A 23362-nucleotide genomic window follows, 5' to 3' on the forward strand; every position below is an offset into this window, starting at 1 on the left:
CGAGTGCCGGTACGGGTACGGATGCGAAGGCTCGGTGGTCGTTCGCGCAGCGATAAGAAGGGTGCGCGTCAGCAGAACCGCAATCTTTAGGGATCTTGCGGTGACGGCGTGTGACCGCGTTCTTTAAGGTTAGCGAGCTTGTAGGTGGGTGCGGAAGGCGTGCCAGGTGGCGGTGGGGAAGTGCAGGGTGCCGGCGGCGTGGTTCTTGGTGTCGCGGACGGCGATGGTGCTCGCGCTGAACCCGATCTCCACACACTCCGTCTGCGAACCGCTGTAGCTGGACTTCCGCCACTGCATCCGAGCAAGATCCATCGCGTTTCACCCCTGGTCGTAATCCGCCGCGATATCGGCAAGAAAGTCGGCCGAATCCGCAGGTCCAAGCGCTGCCCTCAGCAGTGTATCGGTCGCCTCGTGAAACGGTGCCACATCCTCGGGCTGATCGACGAATGCGGACGATCGTTTGTGTTCCAGGTGCACGATATCCCGCGCCCTGGCGAACTCCATCAGTACGTATGAGCCATCCAGCCCGGTATGCGCGCCGTGCGCGAATGGGATCACTCGCACGTCGATATTCGGCTGCTGCGCGCTGGCGATCAGCTTGCGTAGCTGGCCGATCATCAGCCCGGTAGTGCCAATCGGCCGGCGGAGTGCGGCCTCGTCGATGATCGCCGTGTACTGCGGTGGCTGGGCCTTGCTCAGGATCGCCTGCCGGCCGAGCCGGGCGGAGACGCGGGTATTGGCTTCCTCGTCGGGAACCCCGGTTGTGGTCATCACCGCGCGGGTGTACTCGGCGGTCTGCAGGAGTCCAGGTATCCGCAGCATCGCGGCATGCACGATCCTGGTCGCCTCGGCCTCGAAGGTAATCAGCGCTGGTAGTTCCTCGGGCAGACTTCCGCTGGTGATCTCCCACCAGCCCGGCTGGGTCGCCTTACGCGCCAGGTCGAGCACTCGCTCGCGCTCCAGGCCGGTGACGCCGTACACCGCGAGCAATGCCGCCACGTCTTCAGGGGACACTGCCCGGTTGCCGTTTTCCATCCGGTTCAACGTCGCCGCCGATACGCCGATAGCCTTTGCGGCGTCTCGGGTATTCAGGTTGGCTTCGAGTCGCGCATCGATCAATTCCGCCGCGAGTCCGCGCAGTCGCGCGGTACCGTGTCTGTTGGTCATCTTCCCATCCAAACGGGATCCAGCTCGGCAACGCCATCACTCAATCGGATGTGCTGTTTCATGTACCGAGACAAGAAATGGCCTGTCATCGTTATCCCGCATGAGTGTTGAAACGGATCGCCGGGCCCTCGCCGAGCTGGACGAATGGGACATCGGCAAACCGCTGCCACGCGAGCACGTTGGCGCCGTGCTGCGGGCATTGGCCAGAGAGGACGCGCCGCCGCGTTTCGCGCTGTACGCGATCAGCGAGGACGCCTACGGCTGTGACGGTGAGATCATCGCCTGGGGGCTGGATATCGAGGACAGCCTCGTCGTGCACTCGCCGTGCGGCCGGTTCCGTGGCAGTTTCCAGTCCACCACCTCGATGCTGCGCATCCTCGGCGTGCGCGAGGACGTGCGGCTGGTCTGGCTCGACCCAACCGCTCCGTGATCGCGTTCTTTCAGGTAGCGGAGGCTCAGGGGAGCTGGCCGAGTTTGCGGGCGGCGACCACCGCTTCGTACCGGCCGTGCACGTCGAGCTTGCGCATCGCCGCGCGGAGGTAGCTCTTCACCGTCTCCGGCCGCAGCCCGAGCCGGCGCGCTGTTTCCGCGTTTCCGCAACCGGCCGCCACACAGCTGAGCACATCGAGCTCGCGTGGCGCCAGTCGCGGCACCACCGTCTCATCTCGCGCTGGCGTGGTCGCCGAGGTCAACCGGTCGCAGACGCGATAGAGCTCCGCGCGCAATCCGGTGTCCCTGGTGCGCTGGGCGAGCAACCGCAGTTCGGTGTGCGCCTGCCGGACTTCCTCCCACTCCGGCCCGGTCACCTCGCTGCCGGCGACCGCATCCAACGTATCCACCCGCAGCCGCAGCTCATCACGCACCGCGAGGTCCTGTTCCAGGTTGCGCGCGGTGTCCAGTGCCGCGCTCAGCACCTGATCGCCCATCGCCGTGGCATGCCGCACCGCGCCATAGAGCACCCCGCGCACCGACTGGCGGACCACAACCGGCACCGCAACGATGGCGCGCAGTCCCTCGGGTCGGACTGCCGCGTCGTAATCGTGCGTGATCACCGAAGCGCTTGGATAGTCGGTCAGCGCGACCACCCTGCCCAGCCGCACCACCTTGCCGCCGAGCCCGGAACCCGGGCTCACCGCCAGGCCGCGTAGCGAATTGGTCACCGTGCCGACCAGCTCCATCAGCCGCAGCTCGTCACGTCCGGTCACCGGGCCGCCGAATGCCACTGGCAGCCTTGTCCGGCGGCGTAGCTGCAACAACGCGCCGCGGATCGCCGTGCGGTCATCGATCACCGTGTGCACCTCCCAGCCCGCTCACCCCCGAACGGGGGTGGACGACGGCAGTGTCCTGGTCGGACGATGCTACGCAATCGAGTTGAACCAGGAGAGGACCAATGACGACCACCTCCGGCACCGACACCTTCCGCGCCGCGCGTGACCTCCTGCTCAAGCACGGCCAGGACTATGACACCGCGTTCCGGGAGTTCCACTGGCCGGAACTCGACGAGTTCAACTGGGCGCTGGACTGGTTCGACGTGATTGCGCAACGTGAAACAAACGCCGACCGGCCTGCCCTGTGGATCGTCGAGGAGGACGGTACGGAGGGCCGCTGGACCTTCCCCGAGCTGGCTGATCGGTCCAACCGGGTGGCCAACTGGCTCCGCGAGCTCGGCGTGCGGCGTGGCGACCGGATCATCCTGATGCTGGGCAACCAGGTCGAGCTATGGGAATCGATGCTGGCCGCGATGAAACTCGGCGCGGTGGTGATTCCGGCAAGCACCCTGCTTGCCGCGGCGGATCTGCGGGACAGGGTGGACCGCGGTAAGGGCAAGCACGTGATCGCCGGGCCGAAGGAAGCGGCGAAGTTCGCGGATGTGCCCGGCGAGTACACCCGGATCGTGGTCGGCGAGTTCGCTGGCTGGCACAGCTTCGCGGACGCGTATCAGCGCTCCGGTGCGTTCACCGCCGATGGAGTAACCAAGGCAACCGACCCGCTGCTGCTGTACTTCACCTCGGGCACCACCGCGCAGCCGAAGCTGGTCGAGCACACCCATGCCTCCTACCCGGCGGGGCATTTGTCCACAATGTATTGGATTGGTCTCGAGCCAGGTGATGTGCACCTGAACATCTCATCGCCAGGCTGGGCCAAACATGCCTGGAGCAATATCTTCGCGCCGTGGAACGCCGAAGCCACCGTCTTCCTGTTCAACTACACACGATTCGACGCGAGCCGGCTGCTCGCCGAAATGGCCCGCTGTGGAGTGTCCAGTTTCTGTGCGCCGCCAACGGTTTGGCGGATGTTGATCCAGGCAGACCTCAGCCAGTTGAGCACCCCGCCACGCAAGGTGGTCGGCGCGGGTGAACCACTGAACCCCGAGGTCATAGAGCAGGTGCAGCGCGCATGGGGCGTGACGATCCGGGATGGTTACGGGCAGACCGAGACCACTGTTCAGGTGGCGAACACGCCAGGCGCGACGATCAAGCCGGGATCGATGGGGCGGCCGTTGCCGGGCTATGCGATCGAACTGGTCGACCCGGTGACCGGACAGCCAGGCACGGACGGGGAGATCTGCATCGACCTCGCCCGGCGGCCACTCGGACTGATGGTCGGCTACCGCGATGACGAGGAGCGCAACGCCGAGGCGATGCGCGGCGGTTACTACCACACCGGTGATGTCGGCTCGAAGGACGCGGACGGCTATATCACCTACGTCGGCCGCACCGACGACGTGTTCAAGGCCTCCGACTACCGGATCTCGCCATTTGAGCTGGAAAGCGTGCTGATCGAACACGAAGCGGTCGCCGAGGCCGCGGTCGTGCCCTCGCCCGATCCGGTGCGGCTGGCGGTACCCAAGGCGTATGTGGTGCTCGCTGCCGGGTGGGAGCCGAACGCGGCGACCGCGAAGTCCATTATGGAGCACGCGAAGGAAGTCCTCGCACCGTACAAGCGGATCCGTCGGCTGGAGTTCACCGAGCTACCGAAGACGATCTCCGGCAAGATCCGCAGGGTCGAGCTGCGCGGCAAGGAAGACGAGCAGTACGCCGACCCGGATGCCCGGCCGGAAGGCGAGTTCCGCGAGGACGACTAGTTGGCGAGCGCGATCGCGGCTCGGCTGGCCTTCGGTTCGTCGATCACCCGCAGCGCACAGTCCGCGACGTCGGCCCGTGCCACGGTGAGGCCACGCGGCAGGGTGCGGTTGATCGCGGTGCGGTAGTTCCCGGTACGCGGCTTGTCCAGCAGGCGCGGTGGGCGCAGCAGTGTCCAGTTCAGATTGCTCGCCTGTACCGCCTGTTCGGCCATGGCCATATCGGCGAACGCGTGCCGCAGGATGCGTTTGACGATCGGTTTCAGCACGAACTTGAGTACCGGGCCGTCGCCGTCGGTGTGGAACCCAAGGGCGCTGACCATCACGAAGCGGGTCGTGCCGGTGGCTTCCATCGCCTTCATGATGCTGCGCGCGCTGTCCACACAGACAGTGCTTGGCCCGTTATCCCTAGGCCCGATCGCGCTGATCACCGCATCCGCGCCGTTGACTGTATCGACGATCGCGGCCGGGTCCAGCACATCGGCGCGGACCTCGGTTGCCCGCGAGTCCAGCAGCTTGCCGGTGGTCCGCACCACGGCGGTTACCGCATGGCCCGCATCGGCGGCCTGCGTGACGACCTGCTGCCCGACGCCCCCGGTGGCACCGAAGACCGTGATCTTCATACGCTCGCTCCATTAATTCAATATTTGATGAATAGCGGCCTGGTTCTAGGATGGTGAGTACTTACTAACTTGTCAAGGAGGCCCGGTGGGCACACGAGACCGCATACTCGATGCGGCGGCGCGGGTGATGGGCGAGCGCGGGCTGGCGTATGCCACTACGAAGGAGATCGCCAAGGCCGCGGGCTACTCGGAGGCCGCGCTGTACAAGCATTTCCGGGACAAGGGCGAGTTGTGCCTTGCGGTACTGCTGGAACGCATACCCGGTGGGTTCGGCGAGTGGATTCAGGAGCTGCCGCAACGCGTCGGGGTTGGCGAGCTACGTGCGGAACTGGTGTCCCTTGCGCGGCTGGGTGCGGAGTTCTACGCGCACAGTTTCGGAATCATGGCCTCGGTGTTCTCCGATCAGCAACTGCTCGCCGCGCATCGAGCGTCGATGATCGAGCTGGGCGCCGGCCCCCAGTTGCCGCGTGAGCTGGTGGCGGAGTATTTCGCCGCTGAGCAACGAGGTGGCCGGATCAGCCCGGCGATCGCACCGCAGGCAGCGGCCGATCTGCTGGTCGGTGCCTGCTTGCAGTGTGGTTTCCTGGCCAGCTACGAAGCCAGCGCGGACCAGGATTTCACCGCCTTCGCTGAGTCTGTTGTGGATACTTTGCTGGCCGGTGCGGCAGGTTAGTTGGTGGCTGCCCTTTCCAGCAGTAGCGCGAACTCCGTCGCCTCGCGCTGGTTTGCTGGATAGCGCACGTAGAGCTGCCGGTGCAGTACGGGGTCGAGTGGGCGCAATGCCACGCCCGGTGGCGGTTGGCGTGGCACCGCGAGTGCGGGTACCACGCCCGCGGTGATGCCGGCCTTGGCCATGGCGAGCACAGTGGACACATCGCGGACGAGGTGATCTGGTTGCCATGGCACGCCGTTCGCGGCGAAGCCGGCAGCCAGTTGCGGACCGCAGGTTCCGCCGGGATCCGCCACCCCGGCAGCGGTCAACGCGGCTAGCGGTACCCGCTCGGACTGGGCGAGTGGATGCTGGTGCGGTACCACGGCGAGAAACTCGTCCAGCAGGCTGAGCTGGGCTTCGGCCGGGTCGGCGGTGCGCGGCTGGCTGGTGATGGCCAGGTCGATGGTTTCCTCGGCGAGCCAGTCGGCCAGTTCGTCATCGTCGCCCTGCACGGTCCAGACGGTGGCGTGTGGCCAGCTCCGATGCAGCGCGCTGGTCGCTTCCGGCACGAGCCGGGGTAGCGCGCTGGCGATCGCGCCTACCCGTAGCCGAGGGGCGTTTGCGCGCATGGCAAGTGATTCGATCGCGTGGAGTTCGTGCATGGCCAGTTTGCCGTGCCGCGCGGCTTGTTGGCCGAGTTCGGTGAGCACGGCCCCGTCCGTGCCGCGGTGGATTACCGGGGCGCCGAGCTGGTGCTCCAGGCCGGCGATGGCGCGGCTAACCGCGGATTGGGTGCGACCGAGCGACTGGGCCGCGCGGGTGAAGCTGCCGTGTTCGGCGATCGCGAGCAGCGCTTCGAGGTGGGTAATGGTCATATCCACGGATTATGAGCATATCGCATAGCTACTATGTAGCGAAGTTATTGGACGCATATGTCCAGTTCAACTGAACTATAGGGATGTCTCACGTTTCAATACGGCTCGCATTGCCTGCGTTGTGGTTGTGCTGGGGCTCGTCGTTTCCCGCGTTGCGCGTGCTGGTGGAGACGTTGCCGCCGTTGCTCGCTTCGGGAGCCGTGTTTCTGGCCGCCGGTTTGCTGCTCGCGCTGGCCCGCCCGCGCGCGTTGGTCGGGCTGGCCCGGCGGCAGGTGTTGGTAGCGGCCGGAACTGGTGTCTGCTTGCTTGGCGCGCAGGGCGCCGTAGCGGTGGCATTGCGGGAGGTGTATGCCGGCACGGCCGCGTTGGTGGTTGCCGCGGTGCCGCTGTGGGTGGCCGTGTTCCGGGGTGTTCTTGGGGGCAGGCCCACGATCGGTGGCGTCGGTCGAGTTCTGCTCGGCTTTGCCGGAGTGCTGCTTGTGTTGCTTGTGGACGCTGGCAGCTGGTCGGTGGGAGTGCTGGTGGTACTCGCCGCCTCGGTGGGCTGGGCGGCGGGCACGCTGTGGGCCGCCTGGTCGGCTGCGCTGACCGATCCGTGGGCGACGACGATCCTTCAGCTTGGGGCGGGCGGGTTGACGCTGTTGCTCGGTGGTCTCGCGGTGGGCGAGACTCCGGTCGTTGGTGAGCCGAATTCCTGGCTAGCCTTGGGTTACCTCGTACTGGTGGATTCCCTTGCCGGGTTCGCGCTGTACAACTGGCTGCTGCGGTCAGCCCCGCTGGCGGTGGTGAGCAGCTATGCCTACGTGGTCCCGGTGGTTGCCTACCTGATCGGCGTCCTGGTCTTCGCCGAACCGTTTGTCTGGCAGGTGCTGCCAGGGATCGCCGCCATCGTGCTGGCCGTAGCCAGCGAAGTCCGCAATTCGAGCGGTTCTGGTCGCGTACGGAACGCGAGTGCGTACATAATGTAGCCCTCCAGCGCGTCAAAGGCTGGCGAGACGCAGCAAATCGTGGGCGCTTCGACCATGATCACACCTGGGGCGACGACCGGGAGCAGTGCGACCTTGCTCGGGAAATCGCGACGAAGGTCTACGAGGACCTGCCGGGGTAGGGGTTATGGATATTACTGACCCGCGAACGGGGCGATGAGCATATTGCGCTGGACGATGCGCGTAGTTGGCGCCGTCCTTATCTTGCTGGTGATTGCAGCGGCTGGTTACGCGCGCTTCGCTGGTGACTCTGCGCAGGGCGGCCTTCGAGTGAAGTCGGCCACGACCTACTACTTGGTGGTTACTTCCGGCGGTACAGCGACCTGCGAGCTGGCAGAACGTAGCTTTGAAATCCCGCCTCGCGGCGGCGGGCTCGTTGCGGCGGCTCAATTCGTACCGCGAGCGCGTAAGAACACCGACCAGTAAGGCTTTCGCTGAACCGAGTTTGCGCTACTCCGCCCACTGCATGGCGAACCAGAGTTCCATCCGTGCCTGTGGGTCGGTGAGGTCCACACGCAACAGTCGCTCAACGCGGCCGATGCGGTGCCGCACGCTGTTCCGGTGCACGCCGAGCGCAGCCGCCGTGCGATCCCAGTTTCCATGTTGCGCCAACCAGGTCCGCAACGCTGCCAGCAGGTGCGGGTGCTCCTCGATCGGCGACAGCAGCGCGCTAGCCACCGCCCGCGCCGCCTCGGGCCGCACCGCCCAGGCGAACCCGGTGCCCGCCCGATCCGCGTGCAGGGACCGCCCCGCCGCGCGCGCCCGCTCGAGCAACTGCCGCGCCTCGCGCGCGGCCGCCACCAGCTGATCATCCGAGTACGCCGCGCTCACACCGACCAACCCGGCTAATCGTGCGGGATCGACATCTCGCGCCACGATCGCCAGATCACCCGCGATCAACGGGGTGTCCAGCTCAGTCAACAACTCCGCCGATTCCGCCGCGACCACTCGATACCGATCACTCACCGCGCCGAACACCGCGCTCAACTGCCCAGCCGCGCCACCACCGGTCAGCAGCTCCGCCGCCAGCGCGCCAAGCGAACCGGTTGCGCGCTGGCCAGCCACCGCGCCAAGCAACGCGATCGCCACCGCGATGATCCCGCGGTCCGTCACATCGAACCGGTCCGGCTTGCCAGCCACCAGCACCCGCGCACCAGCCGGTTGCGCCACCACCTGTGTGCCATCCGCAAGTTCGGTCGCCGCGCTCGCTACCCCGGTATGCACTCGCTCCGCCAACTGGCCGACCACACCCTGCTCGGCCGCGCCCTGTTCCACCAACAGAGCCCAGCCACCAAGCCAACCACCCAGCTCAGCCAGCACCCGCTGCTCGGCGCCCGAACGGGCAGCGGCCGAAGTCAGCGCCCGCTGCGCCTCGCTGAGCCGGCGTAACGCCGCCTGCGTGCGATTGCTCAGCTCTTCGCCAACCGCCCGGCACACCGCCAGAAACGGGGTCGAGCTGGGGATTTCGAGCAACGGCAGGTCATGCCGCCGGCATGCCTCGATCAGCAGCGGCGGCACCGCCGCATAAACGGGCGTGACCCCGAAGCCAAGAGCACTCACCCCGCCATCCACAAGACCGGCGACGTAGTTATCCACAGGCTGTGGATCGAGCGGGAGTTCCACACCGCAGCAGAGCAGCAGTTCGCCGCCGAGCAGGTAAGGCACCGGATCGCTCAGCTCGCTGACATGCGCCCAACGCACCGGCCGGTCCAGCACGCCAGCAGGGCCAACCAGCAGGTCAGTACCCAGGTCAGCCCGCTCGACGAGCGTCCGCAGCGGGATCGTCGTGGCCAGGAACTCAGCATTGGTCATTTCATCCACAAATTATCCACATTGTGGATATAACATCCAATACCGCCGATGGTTGTGGATGCATACGCTGCTCGGCAATGCGGTGACTTGGGTCACCGCGGTTCTCGGACGTTGCTTCCGGAGGGCGCGATGACGCTGGACTACCTAGTGATCGGCCTCTACCTGGTCGGCGTGCTCGGCATTGGCTGGCGCGGCATGCGGCTGGCGAAAACCCGCAGCGATTTCCTGGTCGCGGGGCGCCGGCTCGGCACTTTCCTGTACGCGGGCACGATGTCCGCGGTCGTCCTCGGCGGCGCTTCCACCATCGGCGGCGTCGGACTTGGCTACACCCACGGCATCTCCGGTGCCTGGTTGGTGATCACCATCGGGCTGGGCATCCTGGTGCTGCACGCGCTGTTCGTCCGCCGGATCGTGCGGCTGAAGGTGTTCACCGTCGCCGAAATGCTCAAGCTGCGCTACGGCAGCACGGTGGAGCTGCTTTCCGGCGTGGTGATGTGGGGCTACACGCTGATGCTCTCGGTGACCTCAATCCTGTCCTTCGCGACCATCTTCACGGTGCTCTTCGATCTGCCAGCCTTCGGCGGCATCGCGCTCGGCGGCGGCATCGTGGTCTGCTATTCGGTACTCGGTGGCATGTGGTCCATCACGCTCACCGATATCGTGCAGTTCCTGGTGACCACCGTCGGCATGTTCTTCCTGCTGCTGCCGATCAGCCTGGCCACGGCTGGCGGCTTCAGCGGTATCGCCGACCGGGTCGGACCGGACTTCTTTGACTTCACCAGCATCGGCGGCGCCACGATTCTCGCCTACGTGCTGACCTACGGCTTCGGTCTGCTGATCGGCCAGGACATCTGGCAGCGGGTGTTCACCGCGCGCAGCCCGAAAGTCGCCACCACCGGCGGGCTGGCAGCCGGTGTGTACTGCGTGCTCTATGCCTTCGCCGGTGCGTTGATCGGCACCGCCGCGCGGGCGGAGTACCCGAATCTGGCCAACGCGGACGACGCTTTTGCGACCATTGTGGACGGAATACTGCCGGCAGGTATCCGAGGTCTGGTGCTGGTAGCCGCGCTAGCCGCGTTGATGTCCACCGCGAGCGGTGCGCTGATCGCTTGTTCGGCAGTGAGCACGAATGACATCTGGGCGAGGCTGCGCGGCCGGCAGCGTCCCTCGGGTGAGGGTGAGGTCGGCGGGAACCGGGTGGCCACCCTGCTGCTTGGCGCGCTCGCGATCGGTATCGCGGGGGTGGTCAACGATGTGGTCGCCGCACTCACCGTCGCCTACAACATCCTGGTTGGCGGCCTGCTGGTGGCGATCCTCGGTGGACTGTTCTGGCGGCGAGCCACGCGCATCGGCGCGGCGGCTTCGATGATCATCGGCTCGGCGGTCGTGCTGCTCACCATGTTCACCAACGGGCTGCTCGCCGAGGAAGCGATCTACTACGGACTCGGCGCGAGCCTGCTCAGCTATGTGCTGGTCAGCCTGGTGACCGCACGTACCGAAGCGGAAGTCCTGGACAACTGGGAACGGCGGCTGGCCGGCGAGCCAGCAACGGAAAGGGAGTTTCAATGACTGACCATATAGGACCGCCGGACGCCTCGATCCTGCCTAGGTACAGCGGGATCGCGACGTTCGCCCGGCTGCCGATGCTTGACCAGGCGCCGGCAGCGGATATCGCGGTACTTGGCGCACCGTTCGATACCGGCGTGTCCTATCGGCCCGGCGCCCGCTTCGGCCCGGCAAGCGTGCGTGCGGGCAGCCGCTTGTTGCGCCCCTACAACCCCGGCCTGGACGTCTCGCCGTTCCAGGAGAAACAGGTGGTCGACGCCGGCGATATCGGGCTCAACCCGTACAACATTGGCGCGGCCATTGAAACGCTGCAACACGAGGCCCAGCAGTTCGGTGCGCGGGGCACCAAGCTGGTCACCGTCGGCGGCGATCACACGATCGCGCTGCCGTTGCTGCGCGCCGCCGCCGCGAAACACGGGCCCGTTGCCCTCCTGCACTTCGACGCGCACCTGGACACCTGGGACACCTACTTCGGTGAGCCGTACACCCACGGCACCCCGTTTCGCCGCGCGGTCGAAGAGGGCGTGCTGGACACCGAAGCGGTGTGCCACGTCGGCACTCGCGGCCCGCTGTACGGCCGGAAAGATCTGGACGAGGACGAGCGGCTCGGTTTTGGCATCATCACCTCGGCCGATGTACTGCGGCGCGGCGTCGACGAGGTCAGCGACGCGCTGCGGGCCAGGATCGGGAACCGGCCGTTGTATGTCTCGATCGATATCGACGTGCTCGATCCAGCGCATGCGCCCGGCACCGGCACCCCCGAAGCCGGCGGGATGACCAGTAGGGAGCTGCTGGAGATCCTGCGTGGCCTGCGTGGCACGAAGCTGGTCGGTGCGGACGTGGTCGAGGTCGCGCCGGCCTACGACCATGCGGAGATCACCGCGATTGCCGCCGCGCATGTGACCTACGACCTTGTATCCCTGCTCGCGTTGTGCGGTGATGCTGATGGTTAACCAGCGGATAGCGAGGTGTGCGGGTACATGAGTGAAGGGCGCATTGGTGGGGACCTGGTCGTCGAGTCGCTGCGGGCACTCGGCGCAACCACCGTTTTCGGCATTCCCGGGCAGCATGCGCTCGGCCTGTTTGATGCGCTGCGCCGAACACCGGAGTTGCGCCTGATCGCCTCGCGCGTGGAGAACAACGCCGCGTTCGCCGCGGACGGCTACGCACGGGAAACCGGCGAGGTCGCCCCACTCGTGGTCTCCACCGGACCGGGCGCCCTGCTCACCCTTGCCTCTTTGCAGGAAGCCAGGGCTTCCTCGGTGCCGCTGCTGGTGATCTCCAGCCAGGTGCCGCGCGCGGGGCTCGGCGGCGGTCGGCACGGCTACCTGCACGAGCTGCCCGACCAGCAGGCGATCGCGGCGGGCGTGGTGAAGTCAACCTGGGTGGTGCGGGACGTGACGCAGTTGCCGACCGTGTTGCGCGAGGCATGGAGTGCCGCGGCAGCCGCGCCGGCCGGCCCGGTATGGGTGGAGATCCCCGAGGACGTGTTGCGGGCTCCTGCAACACTGCCACCGGTACGTGCCCTGCCAGCCGAGGTACCCACGCTCGGTGCCCAGCCGGACGCGCTCGCCGAAGCGGCGCGGCTGCTGGACACGGCGCGAAACCCGGTGATCCTCGCCGGCGGCGGCGTGCTGCGTGCCGGCGCGCGGGAACCGCTGCGCGAGCTGGCGGAGAAACTGCGTGCCCCGGTGCTGTGCACCATCGGTGGTAAGGGCGCATTTGACTGGGAACATCCGCTTTCCGGACAGTCCTGGATAGAGGACTGGCACAGTACGGAGTTTCTTGCCGCGGCCGACGTGTTGCTCGTCGTCGGCTCCGGGCTCGGCGAACTGTCCAGCAACTACCACACCTTCAGTCCACAGGGGACGATGATCCAGCTGGAGGCGGACGCCGGGAAACTTGGCGCCAACTATCCGGTGTTCGGGCTGCACGCGGATGCCCGGGAAGGACTCACCGCGCTCGCCGGCGCGGTAGCTGAGCGCAAAGCGGATGGGGTAGCCGAGGCCGCCGTCGCGGAACTGCTCGGCAAGGTGCGTTCCCGGCTGGACAGTCAGGGACTGGGACTGGAACGGCGGGTGCTCGGCGAGGTGCGGGCGGCGCTGCCGGCGAACGTGCCGAGCTGCTGGGATATGACCATCCTCGGTTACTGGGCGTGGTCGGCGTGGCCGGGGCAGCTGCACTCCGCGCAGGGCTCCGGCGGGCTCGGCTACGGCTTTCCCGCCGCGCTCGGCTGTGCCGTGGCCACCGAAGGTCCGGCGCTCGCCGTTTCCGGGGACGGCGGCGCACTGTACGGGATCGGCGAGTTGGCCTCGGCCCGGCAGCATCAGCTGGACGTGACCTGGTTGATCATCGACGACGGTGGTTACGGGATCCTGCGTGAATACCTGGACGGCGCGTTCGGCGTGACCACCGCGACCGAACTGGTGCGGCCGGACTACGTGGAGCTCGCGAGATCTTTCGGGGTATCCGCGCGGGAAACCACAGTGGACAATCTGCGCGCCGACCTTGCCGAGGCACTTGCCGAACCGGGTCCCAGCGTGGTGCTGCTCAACCAGCGGTTGGCGATGTTCGCGGCGACACACCCACAGGAGGCCTGACGCCTGGCATCCGTGGACCGAACGTGCCGTTCGTTCACGGGGTATCCCATCAACATATCGTAGTGGAGGGGGTGTGGTTGGGGTAGCGGCTTTTGTGCTGCCGCTATGCCGACAAACCAGTTCTGGCGCGCGCCGGCGCCAACATCACGGACAGATTGACATTGGGTCAAACATGTCTCAACGAGCCATCGAAATCGAAGTGCACGGCGTCGAACCCATCCCGGAAGCCGAACGGACCTCCACCCCGTGGCACCTGTTCCGGCTTTCCTTTGGCGGGGCCAACACCTTCGCCACGATAATCCTCGGCTCGCTGCCCATCGCCTACGGCCTTGGCTTTCTCGCCGCGCTGAGCGCCACGGTCGTCGGGGTGCTGATTGGCGCGCTGATTCTCGCGCCAATGGCGTTGTTCGGCCCCAAGAACCACACCAACAACGCGGTTTCCTCCGGCGCGCACTTCGGCGTCGTCGGCCGGATCGTCGGATCCTTCCTCTCGCTGCTGACCGCCGTCGCGTTCTTCTCCATCTCGGTGTGGGTTTCCGGCGACGCGCTGACCGGAGCCGTTCGTCGCCTGTTCGGAGTGGACGGTGGCGACCTGCTGCGCGGGTTCGCCTACGGCGTCATCGCGGTGACCACCCTGATCGTCTGTATCTACGGATACCGGCTGATGCTCGCGGTCAACCGGGTCGCGGTTTTCGCGTGCAGCGCCGTGATGCTACTGGGCTTTTTCGCCTACGCGGGCGATTTCGACCCAACCTTCGCCGGACAGGGCGGCTACGCGCTCGGTGACTTCTGGCCCACCTGGGTACTCGCGGTACTGACCACAATGGCCAACCCGATCTCGTTCGGCGCGTTCCTCGGTGACTGGTCCCGCTACATACCAGACAGCGTGCCGAAACCCAAAGTGTTCGCCGCACCACTGGCGGCCCAGCTGGCCACACTGCTGCCGTTCGGATTCGGCGTCGTCACCGCGACACTCGTGGCCGACCCGAACGACTACGTCGTGGGGCTGACCTTGATATCGCCACTGTGGTACGCGTTCCCACTGATCGTGGTGGCCCTGATCGGCGGCCTATCCACCGGAACAACCGCGCTGTACGGCACCGGGCTCGACTTCAGTTCCATGTTTCCCCGACTCTCGCGGGTACGCGCCACCGCGCTGGTCGGCAGTATCGCCGTGGCCTTCATCTTCCTCGGCTCGTTCGTGTTCAACGTGGTCGCCAGCATCAACGCCTTCGTCACGCTGATCCTGCTGTGCACCTCACCATGGATGATGATCATGATCATCGGCTACTGGGTGCGGCGCGGCTACTACCTGCCCGACGACCTCCAGGTATTCAATCGGGGCCAGCAGGGCGGCACCTACTGGTACACCCGAGGAGTGAACTGGCGAGCGATGGCCGCCTGGATCCCGGCGACCACAATCGGCCTGCTGATGGCGAACACACCACTGATCGTCGGCCCCTTCGCCGGGATCGCCGGCGGGGTCGACATCAGCCTGGTCGCCACCTTGATTGTCGCCGCACTGCTCTATCTGGTGACGTTGCAACTGTTTCCGGAACCGCGCGCCGTATTCGGGCCAGCCGGGCCACGACTGGTACGTGCGGGCAGTCAACAAGTAGCCGCTATCCGCGCTGTTCGGCCACGTACCGAGCGGCGCGCCGACCGACCAGCGAATCCAGCCCCACCGCGCTGAGCAGCACCGTCGATATCGCGAAGAGCGCGCCGCCCGCGATATCGGCCGCATGGTGGTAGCCAAGGCCGATCAGCGCGACACCCGCGCCACACACCAGCACCGCGGAAAGGGCGATCGCGGCCGTGCGCCGCGCCACGCGGTGCGTGCACAGCAGCACCACCACGGTGAGCACGGCCACCAGCGACACCGTATGCCCGCTCGGATAGGCGAGATGCGTCGCCACGTAACGACGACCGAACGCCGGTTTCAACGCGAAAGTGTTCAACCCGATCGCGAGCAAAGGCGCGCCAACGGCCAGTACCGCCGCCGGAAACCGCCTGCGCCGGAGCAGGGCCGCGCAGAGCACGACCAGCACCGCGGCCAGCAGGACCGGCTCGGTCGGCACGGCCAGTGCCGACAACACCCAGGAACCGCCGAGCGCGGAATCGATCCCAGCCGCAAGCGCCGCCTCGAAGCCGACCGCATTCGTCCAGGTACGCACCGTGAGACCCAGTACCAGCGTGCCGAGCAGGCCGAATACCGCAATCAACACCGCAAGATGCCGCGCTCGGGAAGAGGTAAACAACTAGATCTGGTCCTCGCTACCGGGTTCGTCCAGTCCACGTTAGTGCCTGGGTAACCCTGTGAGCTGGGACGCACCCTGAAGATTGGCTGTGAGTTCGACCCATTGGGGCATTCCAGCGCGCTGTCGTACGTTGGAGATGATGTAGGAAACGCACGAACGTCCGCCCTAGAGGGTGATCACATGACCACAGCATTCGCGCTGAGCCCATCGAACCCGGGGATGCCGAACACGCCGACCATGCCGAGCGGTTGGCCGATTGGCTCCTACGACACCTACGAGCAGGCTCGGCGTGCCGTGCATCACCTCGCGACAAGCGACTTCCCCGTCGCCGATGTCACCATCGTCGGGGTGGAGCCGATGCTGGTCGAGCGGATCGCCGGCAAACTGAGTTGGAGCCGAGTACTTCAACGTGGCGCGATGTCCGGGCTCTGGTTCGGTCTGTTCGCTGGGCTGCTGCTCGGCATGGTCAACCCGGCCGCTGGACCGCTGCCGGTGCTGATCGGTCTGGTCAGCGGCTTGGCGCTGGGCATGGGATTCTCCGCCGCCGGCTACGCGGCGACCAGGAAACGGCAGAACTACATCTCGCAGAGCCAACTGGTCGCGCGCCGCTACGACGTACTCTCCCAGCCACGCAACGCCGAACGCGGCCGTGACCTGCTCGCCTCGCTCGCGATGCAGGGCCCACAACCTCGCTAACCTTAAAGAACGCGGTCACCGAGCGTGCTGCTCCGCTGGCCGCGCTCTTACCCCATCCGGGCCAGGTCGGTGGCGCGTACCTCGTGTTTCAGTGTTTCACCACGAAGAAACCGTGCCACCTCGGCCACGATCAACCCGCCCTGCCGCCGCCGCGCCTGCCGGGTGCCTGCCGCCTCATGCGGCGTAAGCAGCACATTCGGCAACCCGCGAAACGGATGCTCGGCCGGCAGCGGTTCCTCGTCGAACACATCCAGCGCCGCATCAATCCGCCCGCTGCGCAACTCCGCGAGCAGCGCGTCCTGGTCGACCAGCCAGGAACGGGCGGTGTTGACCAGCCCAGCCCCATCCGGCAACAACGCCAGCTCCCGCGCTCCGAGCAGGTGTCGCGTCTCCGGCAACACCGGCGCGTGCACAGCCACGATCGCGCTACTGGCAAGCAGCTCATCGAGCTCGCAATGCCGCGCACCCAGCTCGCGCGCCTGTCCGGTGGACAGATACGGATCGGCAACCAGCACCTCCGCGCCCAGCGCGCGTACCAGCCGGAGGTAGTGCCGCCCGGTACGCGAGGCACCGAGTACCCCAACCGTGCTCGCCGCCAGCTCGTTACGCGGCGGCGCGGCTTTCGCCGCCTGCCACGAGGCGCCGGTATGCAGCGCGTGGTCGAACCTCGGTAGCTGATGCAACAGCGCAAGGGTGCTGGCGAGCGCGGCCTCGCCAACCGCATAGGCCATCGCCTCGCCGGCCTGCGTCACCCGGATCCCGCGTGCCCACACCGCATCCGTCACGAACGGTTTCACCGTGCCGCCGGTATGCGCCACCAGCTCGAGATCGGGCACGCCGGCAAGCAACTCCGCCGACAACACTGGCGCGCCCCAACCAGTAACCAGCACCCTGGTCTCCGGCGGCAACGGCGCGTCCTGCGGTAACACCGTCACCTCGCCGAGCGTGCCCAACTCGTCCCGCGCGAAAAACACCGCGCGCCAATGTTCCGGCACCGCGACGGTGATCACCGCAACCACGCATCCCGATGTTCGGCCACGAACTCATCGTCCGGCAGCCACGGATACGCCGCACGCACCCTGGCGATCTCGGCTGCCTGGCCAGGCGACAACCCCTCGGTGGGATCGAGGCACCAGGTTCCAGCCAGCAACCCCTGGGCACGCAGCACCTCGTGCACCCCGGCGATGCAGCCACGGAAACCGTGCGCCACATCAAAAACCGCCGCGTTCGCGTCGGTCAGTTCCGGTGCCCGGTTGACCGCCAACCGCAGCGCCGCGCCATCTCCGCCGACCGCGCGTTGCGCGAGCCGCAGAGTGTCCACCGCGGAGCGTGTCCACACCGCCCACTGGCCAAGCAACCCGCCGACGATCCGGCCACCGCCCGCGCCGAGCAGATCAGCCAGGATCGCATCGTCGTTGCCGGTGTACAGCGCGATCTCCTCGGCCCGGCCAGATGCGGCGACCCCACGCACCACATCCATCGTGCGGTACCGATCGAACGGCGCCAGCTTGATGGCAACCACGCTCGGCAGCTCGGCGAGGCGGCGCCAGAAATCCACCGAGAGTCGCCGACCACCCACCGCTTCCTGCAGGTAGAACCCGATCACCGGCAGTACCTCGCCCACCGCCCGCGCGCGCCGCAGCAGCTCCTCCTCACTGACATCCGGCAAGCCGCCGGGGGAGAGCAGGATCGCGTGATAGCCCAGCTCGGCTGCCAGCTCAGCCTCGGCAACCGCCTGCGCGGTCGGCCCACAGGCGCCCGCGATGCGCAGGAACGGCCGCCCGCCCAGCTCGCCGTCCAATGTGTCCGCAGCCAGTTCCAGCACCGGCCGCAGCAATCCGACTTCCGGCTGGCGGATCTCGAACTGCGTGGTATGCACCGCGACCGCGCAGCCGCCGGCCCCTGCGGCCACGTAATACCGCGTCAACGCGCGCTGCCTGCGCTCGTCCAGCTTGCGGTCGGCGGTCAACGCGAGCGGATGCGCGGGAATGACCGTGCCCCGCGCGAGCAGTTCGGCCTCGGCAGTGGGCAGCATCAGAACCGCCCGTCTCTGCGCTGGAACTTCGTCGGCTTGTCCCACAGCACGCCGCCGCGGACCAGCCACCGCGCCTGCCAATCGACCAGCGTGCCAAGCGCGACATCCGGGTAACCGAACATCGCGTGACAGCGCGCAGCGTTGTTCAGCAACGCCGTGGATTGCTCGGTTCCAGTGAAAACCGGCTCGCGATCAAGTAAACCGCCAAGCTGCTCGGCCACCTGACGCACCGAAACGGTCTCCGGACCGGTCAGGTTCAGCACCAGCGGCGGGCTGCTCGCCCGGGTCAGGCAGCGCAGCGCCACCTCGTTCGCGTACCGCTGCCAGACCACGTTGACGTAGGCGGTGCCGAGGTCCACGGGCTCTCCAGAGTGGATAGTCCGGGCGAGATCGGCCAGTACCCCGTAGCGCGGTTCCACCGCGTAGTTCAACCGCAGCAGCGCCGACCTGGTGCCGTACTCCTGGGCGGCGTGTTCCAGCACGCGTTCCCTGCCCAAGCAGGACATCGCGTACTCGCCGACCGGTTCAGGAGCCTGCTCCTCGGCACAGCCGCCGGATCCGGCCGGCACCAGCGGGTAGACGTTACCGGTGGAAAACGCCACGATACTGGCCTCGGCGTACCGGCGAGCGACCAGCGCCGGCAGCACGGTGTTGGTCGCCCAGGCATCGAACGGCTTCGCCGCCGAGCCGAACTTGGCGCCAACCAGGTACACCACGTTGGCTGCCTCAGGCAGTGCGGTGAGGTCCGCGGTCAACCCAAGGGAAGCGACCACCGGCTCGACGCCAACCGCACGCAGCCGGTCCGCGGCGTCCTGATCGGACCAGCGGGACACCGCGAGCACGCGGATCCCGTTGCCAGCCGCATCAGCCGCGCGCTTTGCCATCCGGCACAGTGTCGGCCCCATCTTGCCGCCCGCGCCAAGCACCACGAGATCGCCCGACCAGCTGGCGGCCTCGGCAACCAGCGCGTCGGATGGCTCGGAGAGCGCATCCTCGAGCGCAGCTTCGTTCTCGAACACCCTGTTGGTTTCCTTCCCCGTCATCCCTTGATCCCCGCCGCGACGGCGTTTTCCGTGACATAGCGCTGACCGACCAGATAGGCCACGAAGATCGGCACGAAGGCGAGCACCGCGCCGGCAAACACCTGCGGCAGCGGCACTTGTTCGGCCTGCAACGAGGCGATACCCGTAGTCAGCGTGCGCATCTCCGGCGACTGCCCGACAAGCAGCGGCCAGAGGAAATCGTTCCAGTGCCAGAGGAAAACAAAGATCCCCAGCGTAGCGAGGATCGGTTTGCACAGTGGCAGCACGATCCGCCAGAAGATGGTCCAGTCGTTGCAACCGTCCACCCTTGCCGCTTCGAGAAGTTCGTCCGGGATTCCCTTGATGAACTGTCGCATCAGGAAGATCGCCTGGACGTTCGCCAATCCCGGCAGGATCAGCCCCCAGTAGGTGTCGATGCCACCGGAGCGGGCAATGAGGATGAACAGCGGGATCAGCGTGATGTGGTACGGCACCATCAGCATGGAGACCAGCGACCAGAACATCACCTCCCTGCCGCGGAACCGTTTCTTCGCGAAGGCGTAGCCGGCCATCGCGGATAGCAGCAGGATCAGTACCACGGAGACCACGGCGTAGATCGCGGTGTTGATCATCCAGCGCCAGATCTCCGGCGAGGTGAAGATAGCCTGGAACGCCTCGGTGGAGAAGTCCCATGGCACCAGGCTGGCCGGAAACTCGATCGAACCCTGTTGCTTGAACGACAGGATCACCATGGCATACAGCGGGAACGCGGTGACGAACGCGCACAGCACGGCGACCACATGGATCGCGACCTTGCCGAGTCCCCGTGGCGCGAAGGTTTCGGTGGTCATCAGGACTCCTTGCCGAACACGATGCGCTGGATCAGGGCCACGATCAGTGTGAGCACGAACAGCACGACACCGATCGCGCCGGCATAGCCGAAGTCGAAGTTCGCGAAACTCTCCCGGTACAGCGAGAACACCAGGGTGTAAGTGGCATCAACCGGGCCGCCCGAGGTCATCACGTAGATCGTGTCGAAGGCCTGGAAGGAGAACGTGGTCTCGATGACGATCAGGAAGAAGATCGCCGGTCGCAGCTCGGGAAGTACGATCCGCCGGAACCGCTGCCAGGGACCGGCGCCATCCATCAGCGCGGCCTCCTCCAGTTCCTTCGGCACTTCCTGCAGTTTGGCCAGCATGATCAGCACGCCATAGCCGAACCGGGTCCATACGCCAACCAGCGCGACCGCGGGCAGCGCGAAGGTGCTGCTCTCCAACCAGTTCGTAACCGGAAAGCCCACTGATTCCAGAATCGACGACCAGGGCCCGTCCACGGAGAAGATCCAGGTGAACACCACGCCGGCGAGGATCAGGCTGGTGACCACCGGCAGGAAGAACACCGAGCGATACAGCCGTGCACCCCGGAACGCTCGCCTGGTCAGCAAAGCCAGGCCGGTTGCGGCCACAATGGTCAGTGGCACGCTGATCAGCGCATAGACCAGCGTGACGCGTAAGGCGTTCCAGAACCCCGGATCGGCGATCAACCGCTGATAGTTCAGCAGGCCCTTCCACTCAAGGCTGCCGCCGACCGTGTAGTTCGCGAAGCTGAGCAGGACCCCGCCGAGCGCGGGACCGAACCGGAATGCCAGGAACAGTACGAATACCGGCAGCACGAAGGCAAGGCCGATCCATCCGCCCCGGGAGATCCGCCGCTTGCGTGCGTTCCCTTGCCGGGCATCCCCGTCCCGGGAACCCCTGTCTCGGGTATCCACAGTGGTCACGACGTGTCCTTAGCTCCGCAGGATCGGTTCGGCTTGGCTCGCGGCCTCGGCGAGCGCGTCCTCCGGCGTGCGCTGGCCGAGCAGCACCGCCTGCACCAGTGGCGCGAGAATGTTCACCACTTCCTGGAACCGCGGATTCGGCTCGCCAGGAATGGTTCGGTCCAGGTACTTCTCCGCTTCGGACATCATCGGGTCGTCCGGGTAGAGGTTCGTCACCGACTCGCGCGGCGAGAAGTAACCAGCCGTGCGGTTGTAGTCGCTCATCACCTCGGTACTGGTCAAATAGGACAGCCAGGCGCGCACCGCGGCAGGGTCGCGGGCGTCCTGGAACACGCCGTAGCCACCTACGACCCCATAGGCCGCTTGCACCTGCTCGGTCAGCGGCGGGGCGATCTGGATGTGTTCGGTGCTGCCCATCGCGTTGCCCACATCCAGCGGTGCCTGGTTGTACACGCAGGCCACCTCACCGCGAGCCATCGGAGACTGATCCGGCTGGTAGGCCTGGGTGAGTGCGGAGCGCTCGACATAACCGTTGTCCACCAGCTTCTTCAGGAAGCGCAGCGCCTGCACCCCTGCGGGGCTGTCCACCGCGAGACTGCGACCGTCCTCGCTGAACACCTTTCCGCCGGCCTGCCAGAGGAACTGGTAGAAGTTCATGTTCAGCGAGGTATCCAGATCGCCCTGGTAATAGGTCGCGTAGTAGCCGGCGCGTTTCAGCTTCGGCGCGATCGCCAGCAGCTCGTCCCAGGTCTCCGGCGGCTCGACGCCGGCGTCGGCAAGCACCCTGGTGTCGCAGCTACCAGCCAGCGCGGCCATCAGAATCGGTGCCACATAAGGCTTTCCATCCATGGTGACCGCGTCGAGCGCGTTGTCCCGGTAATCGGTGAGCGTCCGTTCGGGCAGGTAGTCCTCGATCGGACTGAGCAGATCCTGGTCGTAATAGCGGCCAACCTGATCCGGAATGAGATAAGCCAGATCCGGTCCCTTGCCGGCCATCAACGCCATGGTGAGCGAGGCGTCCCGGTCATCCCACGGGCGGGAGACGACGTCCACGTTGATGTCCGGATGCTCGGCGCGGAAACCCTCGACGGTGCGTTCCCAGAACGCCCGATCGGCAGCCGGGTCGGTGATGATCGGGTAGGTCCACATGGTGACGGTGTTCCGCTGGTCCTCGGCGCCACACCCGCTGAGCAGCGCACTTCCGAGCAGCCCGACGGTAAGTGCGGTGAGGAACTTGCGCGTCCTGCCCACGACCACCTCCTAATTACGGACGTGACCGTATATCTGGCCCGGTGAGCGCGTCAAGAACGGGCTAGCTTGGCTGCTTCGAGTACCGCGCGGAGCACTTCCCTGCTGCGTTGCCAGGGCACCGGTGCCGGTTCGCCTTCGGCCATCCGCAGGATCGCCCGCATCGCGTCCCGGTAGCCGAGCGCGGTGAGCTTGTCCGGGCCCGCCAGCGCGTGGTGCAGCTCCTGCGTCGCGGTCTGCGCGCTGATCGCGTAGTGCTCCGTGCCAGCGCCGACCAGCTCGATGCTGCCCAGCGCCCCGGTTGGCCAGCGCAGCAGCACCGCACCGGTGTCCTCCGAGTTGGTGGGGTGCACGTGGCTGGCACGTAGTGCGGATACCGTGCGCGCGCCTTCGCCGAGTACTGCGTCGAGTAGTTCCACGCCGTGCAAACCGACCGAAACCAAGGTGCCCCCGCCCTGTTGCGGGTCATCCTGCCAGGCGCGTTCCGGGCGCAGAAACGCGGAAATATCGTGCCGCACGGTTGCCCTCACCAGCAGGGCTGGTTCGCTCAACTGGGCCTTCAACTCAACAACAGCCGGCGAGAAGCGCAGCACGGAAGAGGTGCAGAAACGCCCGGGATGCCCGCTGACCACGCGATCCAGCTCCTCCAGCTGCACCTCATTGGCGGCAACCACCTTGTTTGCGAAACAGGGCACACCGGCCGCGAGTACGCCCTCGATCAGTGCCGTCGCCTTGCCTGGCCGTGCCGTCACGATGACGACGTCCGGGCCGGCGGCGAGCAACTCGGCCAGCGAATGAACAACGTGACAGTCGTATTGTTGCTGGAACATGGCCAGCCGGTCCGGTTCGGTCGAGCAGACCACGATGTCCTCGACGCCCTCGCTGCGGGCGACACCCGCATCGGTGAATGGATGGGAATGGGCGAGTCCGGCGAATCCGATACGCATCATGACAGTGTCC

General features: G+C 66.4%; 23 protein-coding genes. 9 read left to right on the forward strand and 14 right to left on the reverse strand.

Translation table 11 applies throughout. From position 1 onward, the window contains the following. Positions 1-129 precede the first annotated feature (129 nt). The gene (locus EV191_RS10385) at positions 130-312 is read right to left on the reverse strand and encodes a DUF397 domain-containing protein (RefSeq protein WP_132876771.1); all 183 of its coding nucleotides are present in this window, start codon (positions 310-312) and stop codon (positions 130-132) included. A 6-nt stretch (positions 313-318) separates the two neighbouring features. Then, positions 319-1167 (reverse strand): helix-turn-helix domain-containing protein, encoded by an 849-nt coding sequence (locus tag EV191_RS10390; protein ID WP_132876772.1) that lies wholly within the window; start codon positions 1165-1167, stop codon positions 319-321. 100 nt (positions 1168-1267) lie between these two features. Here EV191_RS10390 and EV191_RS10395 point away from each other — a divergent pair, with 100 nt between their 5' ends. Further along, on the forward strand, positions 1268-1597 hold the full coding sequence (locus EV191_RS10395) for a hypothetical protein (protein ID WP_132876773.1): 330 nt from the start codon (positions 1268-1270) through the stop codon (positions 1595-1597). A gap of 25 nt (positions 1598-1622) precedes the next feature. On the opposite strand, the gene EV191_RS10400 is transcribed toward EV191_RS10395, so the two are convergent. Beyond that, complete coding sequence (locus EV191_RS10400; RefSeq protein ID WP_207894493.1) at positions 1623-2456, reverse strand: LuxR C-terminal-related transcriptional regulator; 834 nt, start codon at positions 2454-2456, stop codon at positions 1623-1625. A 101-nt stretch (positions 2457-2557) separates the two neighbouring features. Here EV191_RS10400 and EV191_RS10405 point away from each other — a divergent pair, with 101 nt between their 5' ends. Next, positions 2558-4252, forward strand: coding sequence for an AMP-binding protein (locus EV191_RS10405; protein ID WP_132876775.1), 1695 nt, complete (start codon positions 2558-2560; stop codon positions 4250-4252). Here the strand turns inward: EV191_RS10405 and EV191_RS10410 are convergent. Beyond that, the gene (locus EV191_RS10410) at positions 4249-4872 is read right to left on the reverse strand and encodes an NAD(P)-dependent oxidoreductase (protein ID WP_132876776.1); all 624 of its coding nucleotides are present in this window, start codon (positions 4870-4872) and stop codon (positions 4249-4251) included. The two genes, EV191_RS10405 and EV191_RS10410, sit on opposite strands and share 4 nt — an antisense overlap. Before the next feature lie 85 nt (positions 4873-4957). On the opposite strand from EV191_RS10410, the gene EV191_RS10415 reads away from it, so the two are divergent. Beyond that, positions 4958-5545 (forward strand): TetR/AcrR family transcriptional regulator, encoded by a 588-nt coding sequence (locus EV191_RS10415; RefSeq protein ID WP_132876777.1) that lies wholly within the window; start codon positions 4958-4960, stop codon positions 5543-5545. Here EV191_RS10415 and EV191_RS10420 read toward each other — a convergent pair. Then, positions 5542-6399, reverse strand: a complete 858-nt coding sequence (locus tag EV191_RS10420) for a LysR family transcriptional regulator (RefSeq protein ID WP_243658874.1) — start codon at positions 6397-6399, stop codon at positions 5542-5544. The genes EV191_RS10415 and EV191_RS10420 overlap by 4 nt on opposite strands. A gap of 83 nt (positions 6400-6482) precedes the next feature. On the opposite strand from EV191_RS10420, the gene EV191_RS10425 reads away from it, so the two are divergent. Beyond that, the gene (locus EV191_RS10425; RefSeq protein ID WP_243658875.1) at positions 6483-7367 is read left to right on the forward strand and encodes an EamA family transporter; all 885 of its coding nucleotides are present in this window, start codon (positions 6483-6485) and stop codon (positions 7365-7367) included. Between the two features lie 468 nt (positions 7368-7835). Here EV191_RS10425 and EV191_RS10430 read toward each other — a convergent pair whose 3' ends face one another. Beyond that, entirely contained in the window at positions 7836-9197 is a 1362-nt protein-coding gene (locus tag EV191_RS10430; protein ID WP_132876779.1) for a PucR family transcriptional regulator, read from the reverse strand. A 129-nt stretch (positions 9198-9326) separates the two neighbouring features. Here EV191_RS10430 and EV191_RS10435 point away from each other — a divergent pair, with 129 nt between their 5' ends. The 4 genes from EV191_RS10435 (at position 9327) to EV191_RS10450 (ending at position 15056) form a co-directional block, all read left to right on the forward strand. Next, on the forward strand, positions 9327-10766 hold the full coding sequence (locus EV191_RS10435) for a sodium:solute symporter family protein (RefSeq protein WP_132876780.1): 1440 nt from the start codon (positions 9327-9329) through the stop codon (positions 10764-10766). Further along, positions 10763-11716, forward strand: a complete 954-nt coding sequence (gene speB / locus EV191_RS10440) for an agmatinase (RefSeq protein WP_132876781.1) — start codon at positions 10763-10765, stop codon at positions 11714-11716. The genes EV191_RS10435 and speB overlap by 4 nt, the downstream gene beginning before the upstream one ends. Positions 11717-11743: 27 nt before the next feature. Beyond that, positions 11744-13363 carry a thiamine pyrophosphate-binding protein gene (locus EV191_RS10445; protein ID WP_132876782.1) on the forward strand — a complete coding sequence of 540 codons (1620 nt, stop codon included), beginning with the start codon at positions 11744-11746 and terminating at the stop codon, positions 13361-13363. 172 nt (positions 13364-13535) lie between these two features. Further along, positions 13536-15056 carry a purine-cytosine permease family protein gene (locus tag EV191_RS10450; protein ID WP_132876783.1) on the forward strand — a complete coding sequence of 507 codons (1521 nt, stop codon included), beginning with the start codon at positions 13536-13538 and terminating at the stop codon, positions 15054-15056. Here EV191_RS10450 and EV191_RS10455 read toward each other — a convergent pair. Next, on the reverse strand, positions 14986-15588 hold the full coding sequence (locus EV191_RS10455) for a phosphatase PAP2 family protein (RefSeq protein WP_424565447.1): 603 nt from the start codon (positions 15586-15588) through the stop codon (positions 14986-14988). The two genes, EV191_RS10450 and EV191_RS10455, sit on opposite strands and share 71 nt — an antisense overlap. Before the next feature lie 213 nt (positions 15589-15801). Between EV191_RS10455 and EV191_RS10460 the strand changes: the two genes are divergently transcribed. Further along, positions 15802-16317: a YflT domain-containing protein gene (locus EV191_RS10460; protein ID WP_132876784.1), complete on the forward strand. Its 516-nt coding sequence runs from the start codon at positions 15802-15804 to the stop codon at positions 16315-16317. Positions 16318-16364: 47 nt separating this feature from the next. Here the strand turns inward: EV191_RS10460 and EV191_RS10465 are convergent, their stop codons facing one another. The 7 genes from EV191_RS10465 to EV191_RS10495 are packed head-to-tail and all read right to left on the reverse strand — an operon-like array spanning position 16365 to position 23349. Further along, the gene (locus tag EV191_RS10465) at positions 16365-17336 is read right to left on the reverse strand and encodes a hydroxyacid dehydrogenase (protein WP_132876785.1); all 972 of its coding nucleotides are present in this window, start codon (positions 17334-17336) and stop codon (positions 16365-16367) included. Next, a complete protein-coding gene (locus tag EV191_RS10470) occupies positions 17324-18352 on the reverse strand; it encodes a dihydrodipicolinate synthase family protein (protein ID WP_132876786.1) in 1029 nt (342 codons plus the stop codon). The genes EV191_RS10465 and EV191_RS10470 overlap by 13 nt, the downstream gene beginning before the upstream one ends. Next, a complete protein-coding gene (locus EV191_RS10475) occupies positions 18352-19395 on the reverse strand; it encodes an NAD-dependent epimerase/dehydratase family protein (RefSeq protein ID WP_132876787.1) in 1044 nt (347 codons plus the stop codon). Before EV191_RS10475 ends, EV191_RS10470 begins: the two co-directional genes overlap by 1 nt. Beyond that, positions 19392-20225: a carbohydrate ABC transporter permease gene (locus EV191_RS10480; protein WP_132876788.1), complete on the reverse strand. Its 834-nt coding sequence runs from the start codon at positions 20223-20225 to the stop codon at positions 19392-19394. The genes EV191_RS10475 and EV191_RS10480 overlap by 4 nt, the downstream gene beginning before the upstream one ends. Then, the gene (locus EV191_RS10485; protein WP_207894494.1) at positions 20225-21154 is read right to left on the reverse strand and encodes a carbohydrate ABC transporter permease; all 930 of its coding nucleotides are present in this window, start codon (positions 21152-21154) and stop codon (positions 20225-20227) included. The genes EV191_RS10480 and EV191_RS10485 overlap by 1 nt, the downstream gene beginning before the upstream one ends. Positions 21155-21163: 9 nt before the next feature. Beyond that, entirely contained in the window at positions 21164-22405 is a 1242-nt protein-coding gene (locus tag EV191_RS10490; protein ID WP_132876789.1) for an ABC transporter substrate-binding protein, read from the reverse strand. A 50-nt stretch (positions 22406-22455) separates the two neighbouring features. After that, entirely contained in the window at positions 22456-23349 is an 894-nt protein-coding gene (locus tag EV191_RS10495; protein WP_165912906.1) for a Gfo/Idh/MocA family protein, read from the reverse strand. Between the last annotated feature and the right edge of the window lie 13 nt (positions 23350-23362).

This window comes from Tamaricihabitans halophyticus, assembly GCF_004340875.1.
GTDB classification, from domain to species: Bacteria; Actinomycetota; Actinomycetes; order Mycobacteriales; family Pseudonocardiaceae; genus Tamaricihabitans; species Tamaricihabitans halophyticus.

Excerpts from the sequence above, each read along its gene's own strand:
- EV191_RS10385 (WP_132876771.1), bottom strand. The coding sequence starts at position 312 with ATGGATCTTGCTCGGATGCAGTGGCGGAAGTCCAGCTACAGCGGTTCG.
- EV191_RS10390 (WP_132876772.1), bottom strand. The coding sequence starts at position 1,167 with ATGACCAACAGACACGGTACCGCGCGACTGCGCGGACTCGCGGCGGAA.
- EV191_RS10395 (WP_132876773.1), top strand. The coding sequence starts at position 1,268 with ATGAGTGTTGAAACGGATCGCCGGGCCCTCGCCGAGCTGGACGAATGG.
- EV191_RS10405 (WP_132876775.1), top strand. The coding sequence starts at position 2,558 with ATGACGACCACCTCCGGCACCGACACCTTCCGCGCCGCGCGTGACCTC.
- EV191_RS10410 (WP_132876776.1), bottom strand. The coding sequence starts at position 4,872 with ATGAAGATCACGGTCTTCGGTGCCACCGGGGGCGTCGGGCAGCAGGTC.
- EV191_RS10420 (WP_243658874.1), bottom strand. The coding sequence starts at position 6,399 with ATGACCATTACCCACCTCGAAGCGCTGCTCGCGATCGCCGAACACGGC.
- EV191_RS10425 (WP_243658875.1), top strand. The coding sequence starts at position 6,483 with ATGTCTCACGTTTCAATACGGCTCGCATTGCCTGCGTTGTGGTTGTGC.
- EV191_RS10430 (WP_132876779.1), bottom strand. The coding sequence starts at position 9,197 with ATGACCAATGCTGAGTTCCTGGCCACGACGATCCCGCTGCGGACGCTC.
- EV191_RS10435 (WP_132876780.1), top strand. The coding sequence starts at position 9,327 with ATGACGCTGGACTACCTAGTGATCGGCCTCTACCTGGTCGGCGTGCTC.
- speB (WP_132876781.1), top strand. The coding sequence starts at position 10,763 with ATGACTGACCATATAGGACCGCCGGACGCCTCGATCCTGCCTAGGTAC.
- EV191_RS10445 (WP_132876782.1), top strand. The coding sequence starts at position 11,744 with ATGAGTGAAGGGCGCATTGGTGGGGACCTGGTCGTCGAGTCGCTGCGG.
- EV191_RS10450 (WP_132876783.1), top strand. The coding sequence starts at position 13,536 with ATGTCTCAACGAGCCATCGAAATCGAAGTGCACGGCGTCGAACCCATC.
- EV191_RS10460 (WP_132876784.1), top strand. The coding sequence starts at position 15,802 with ATGACCACAGCATTCGCGCTGAGCCCATCGAACCCGGGGATGCCGAAC.
- EV191_RS10470 (WP_132876786.1), bottom strand. The coding sequence starts at position 18,352 with ATGCTGCCCACTGCCGAGGCCGAACTGCTCGCGCGGGGCACGGTCATT.
- EV191_RS10475 (WP_132876787.1), bottom strand. The coding sequence starts at position 19,395 with ATGACGGGGAAGGAAACCAACAGGGTGTTCGAGAACGAAGCTGCGCTC.
- EV191_RS10480 (WP_132876788.1), bottom strand. The coding sequence starts at position 20,225 with ATGACCACCGAAACCTTCGCGCCACGGGGACTCGGCAAGGTCGCGATC.
- EV191_RS10495 (WP_165912906.1), bottom strand. The coding sequence starts at position 23,349 with ATGCGTATCGGATTCGCCGGACTCGCCCATTCCCATCCATTCACCGAT.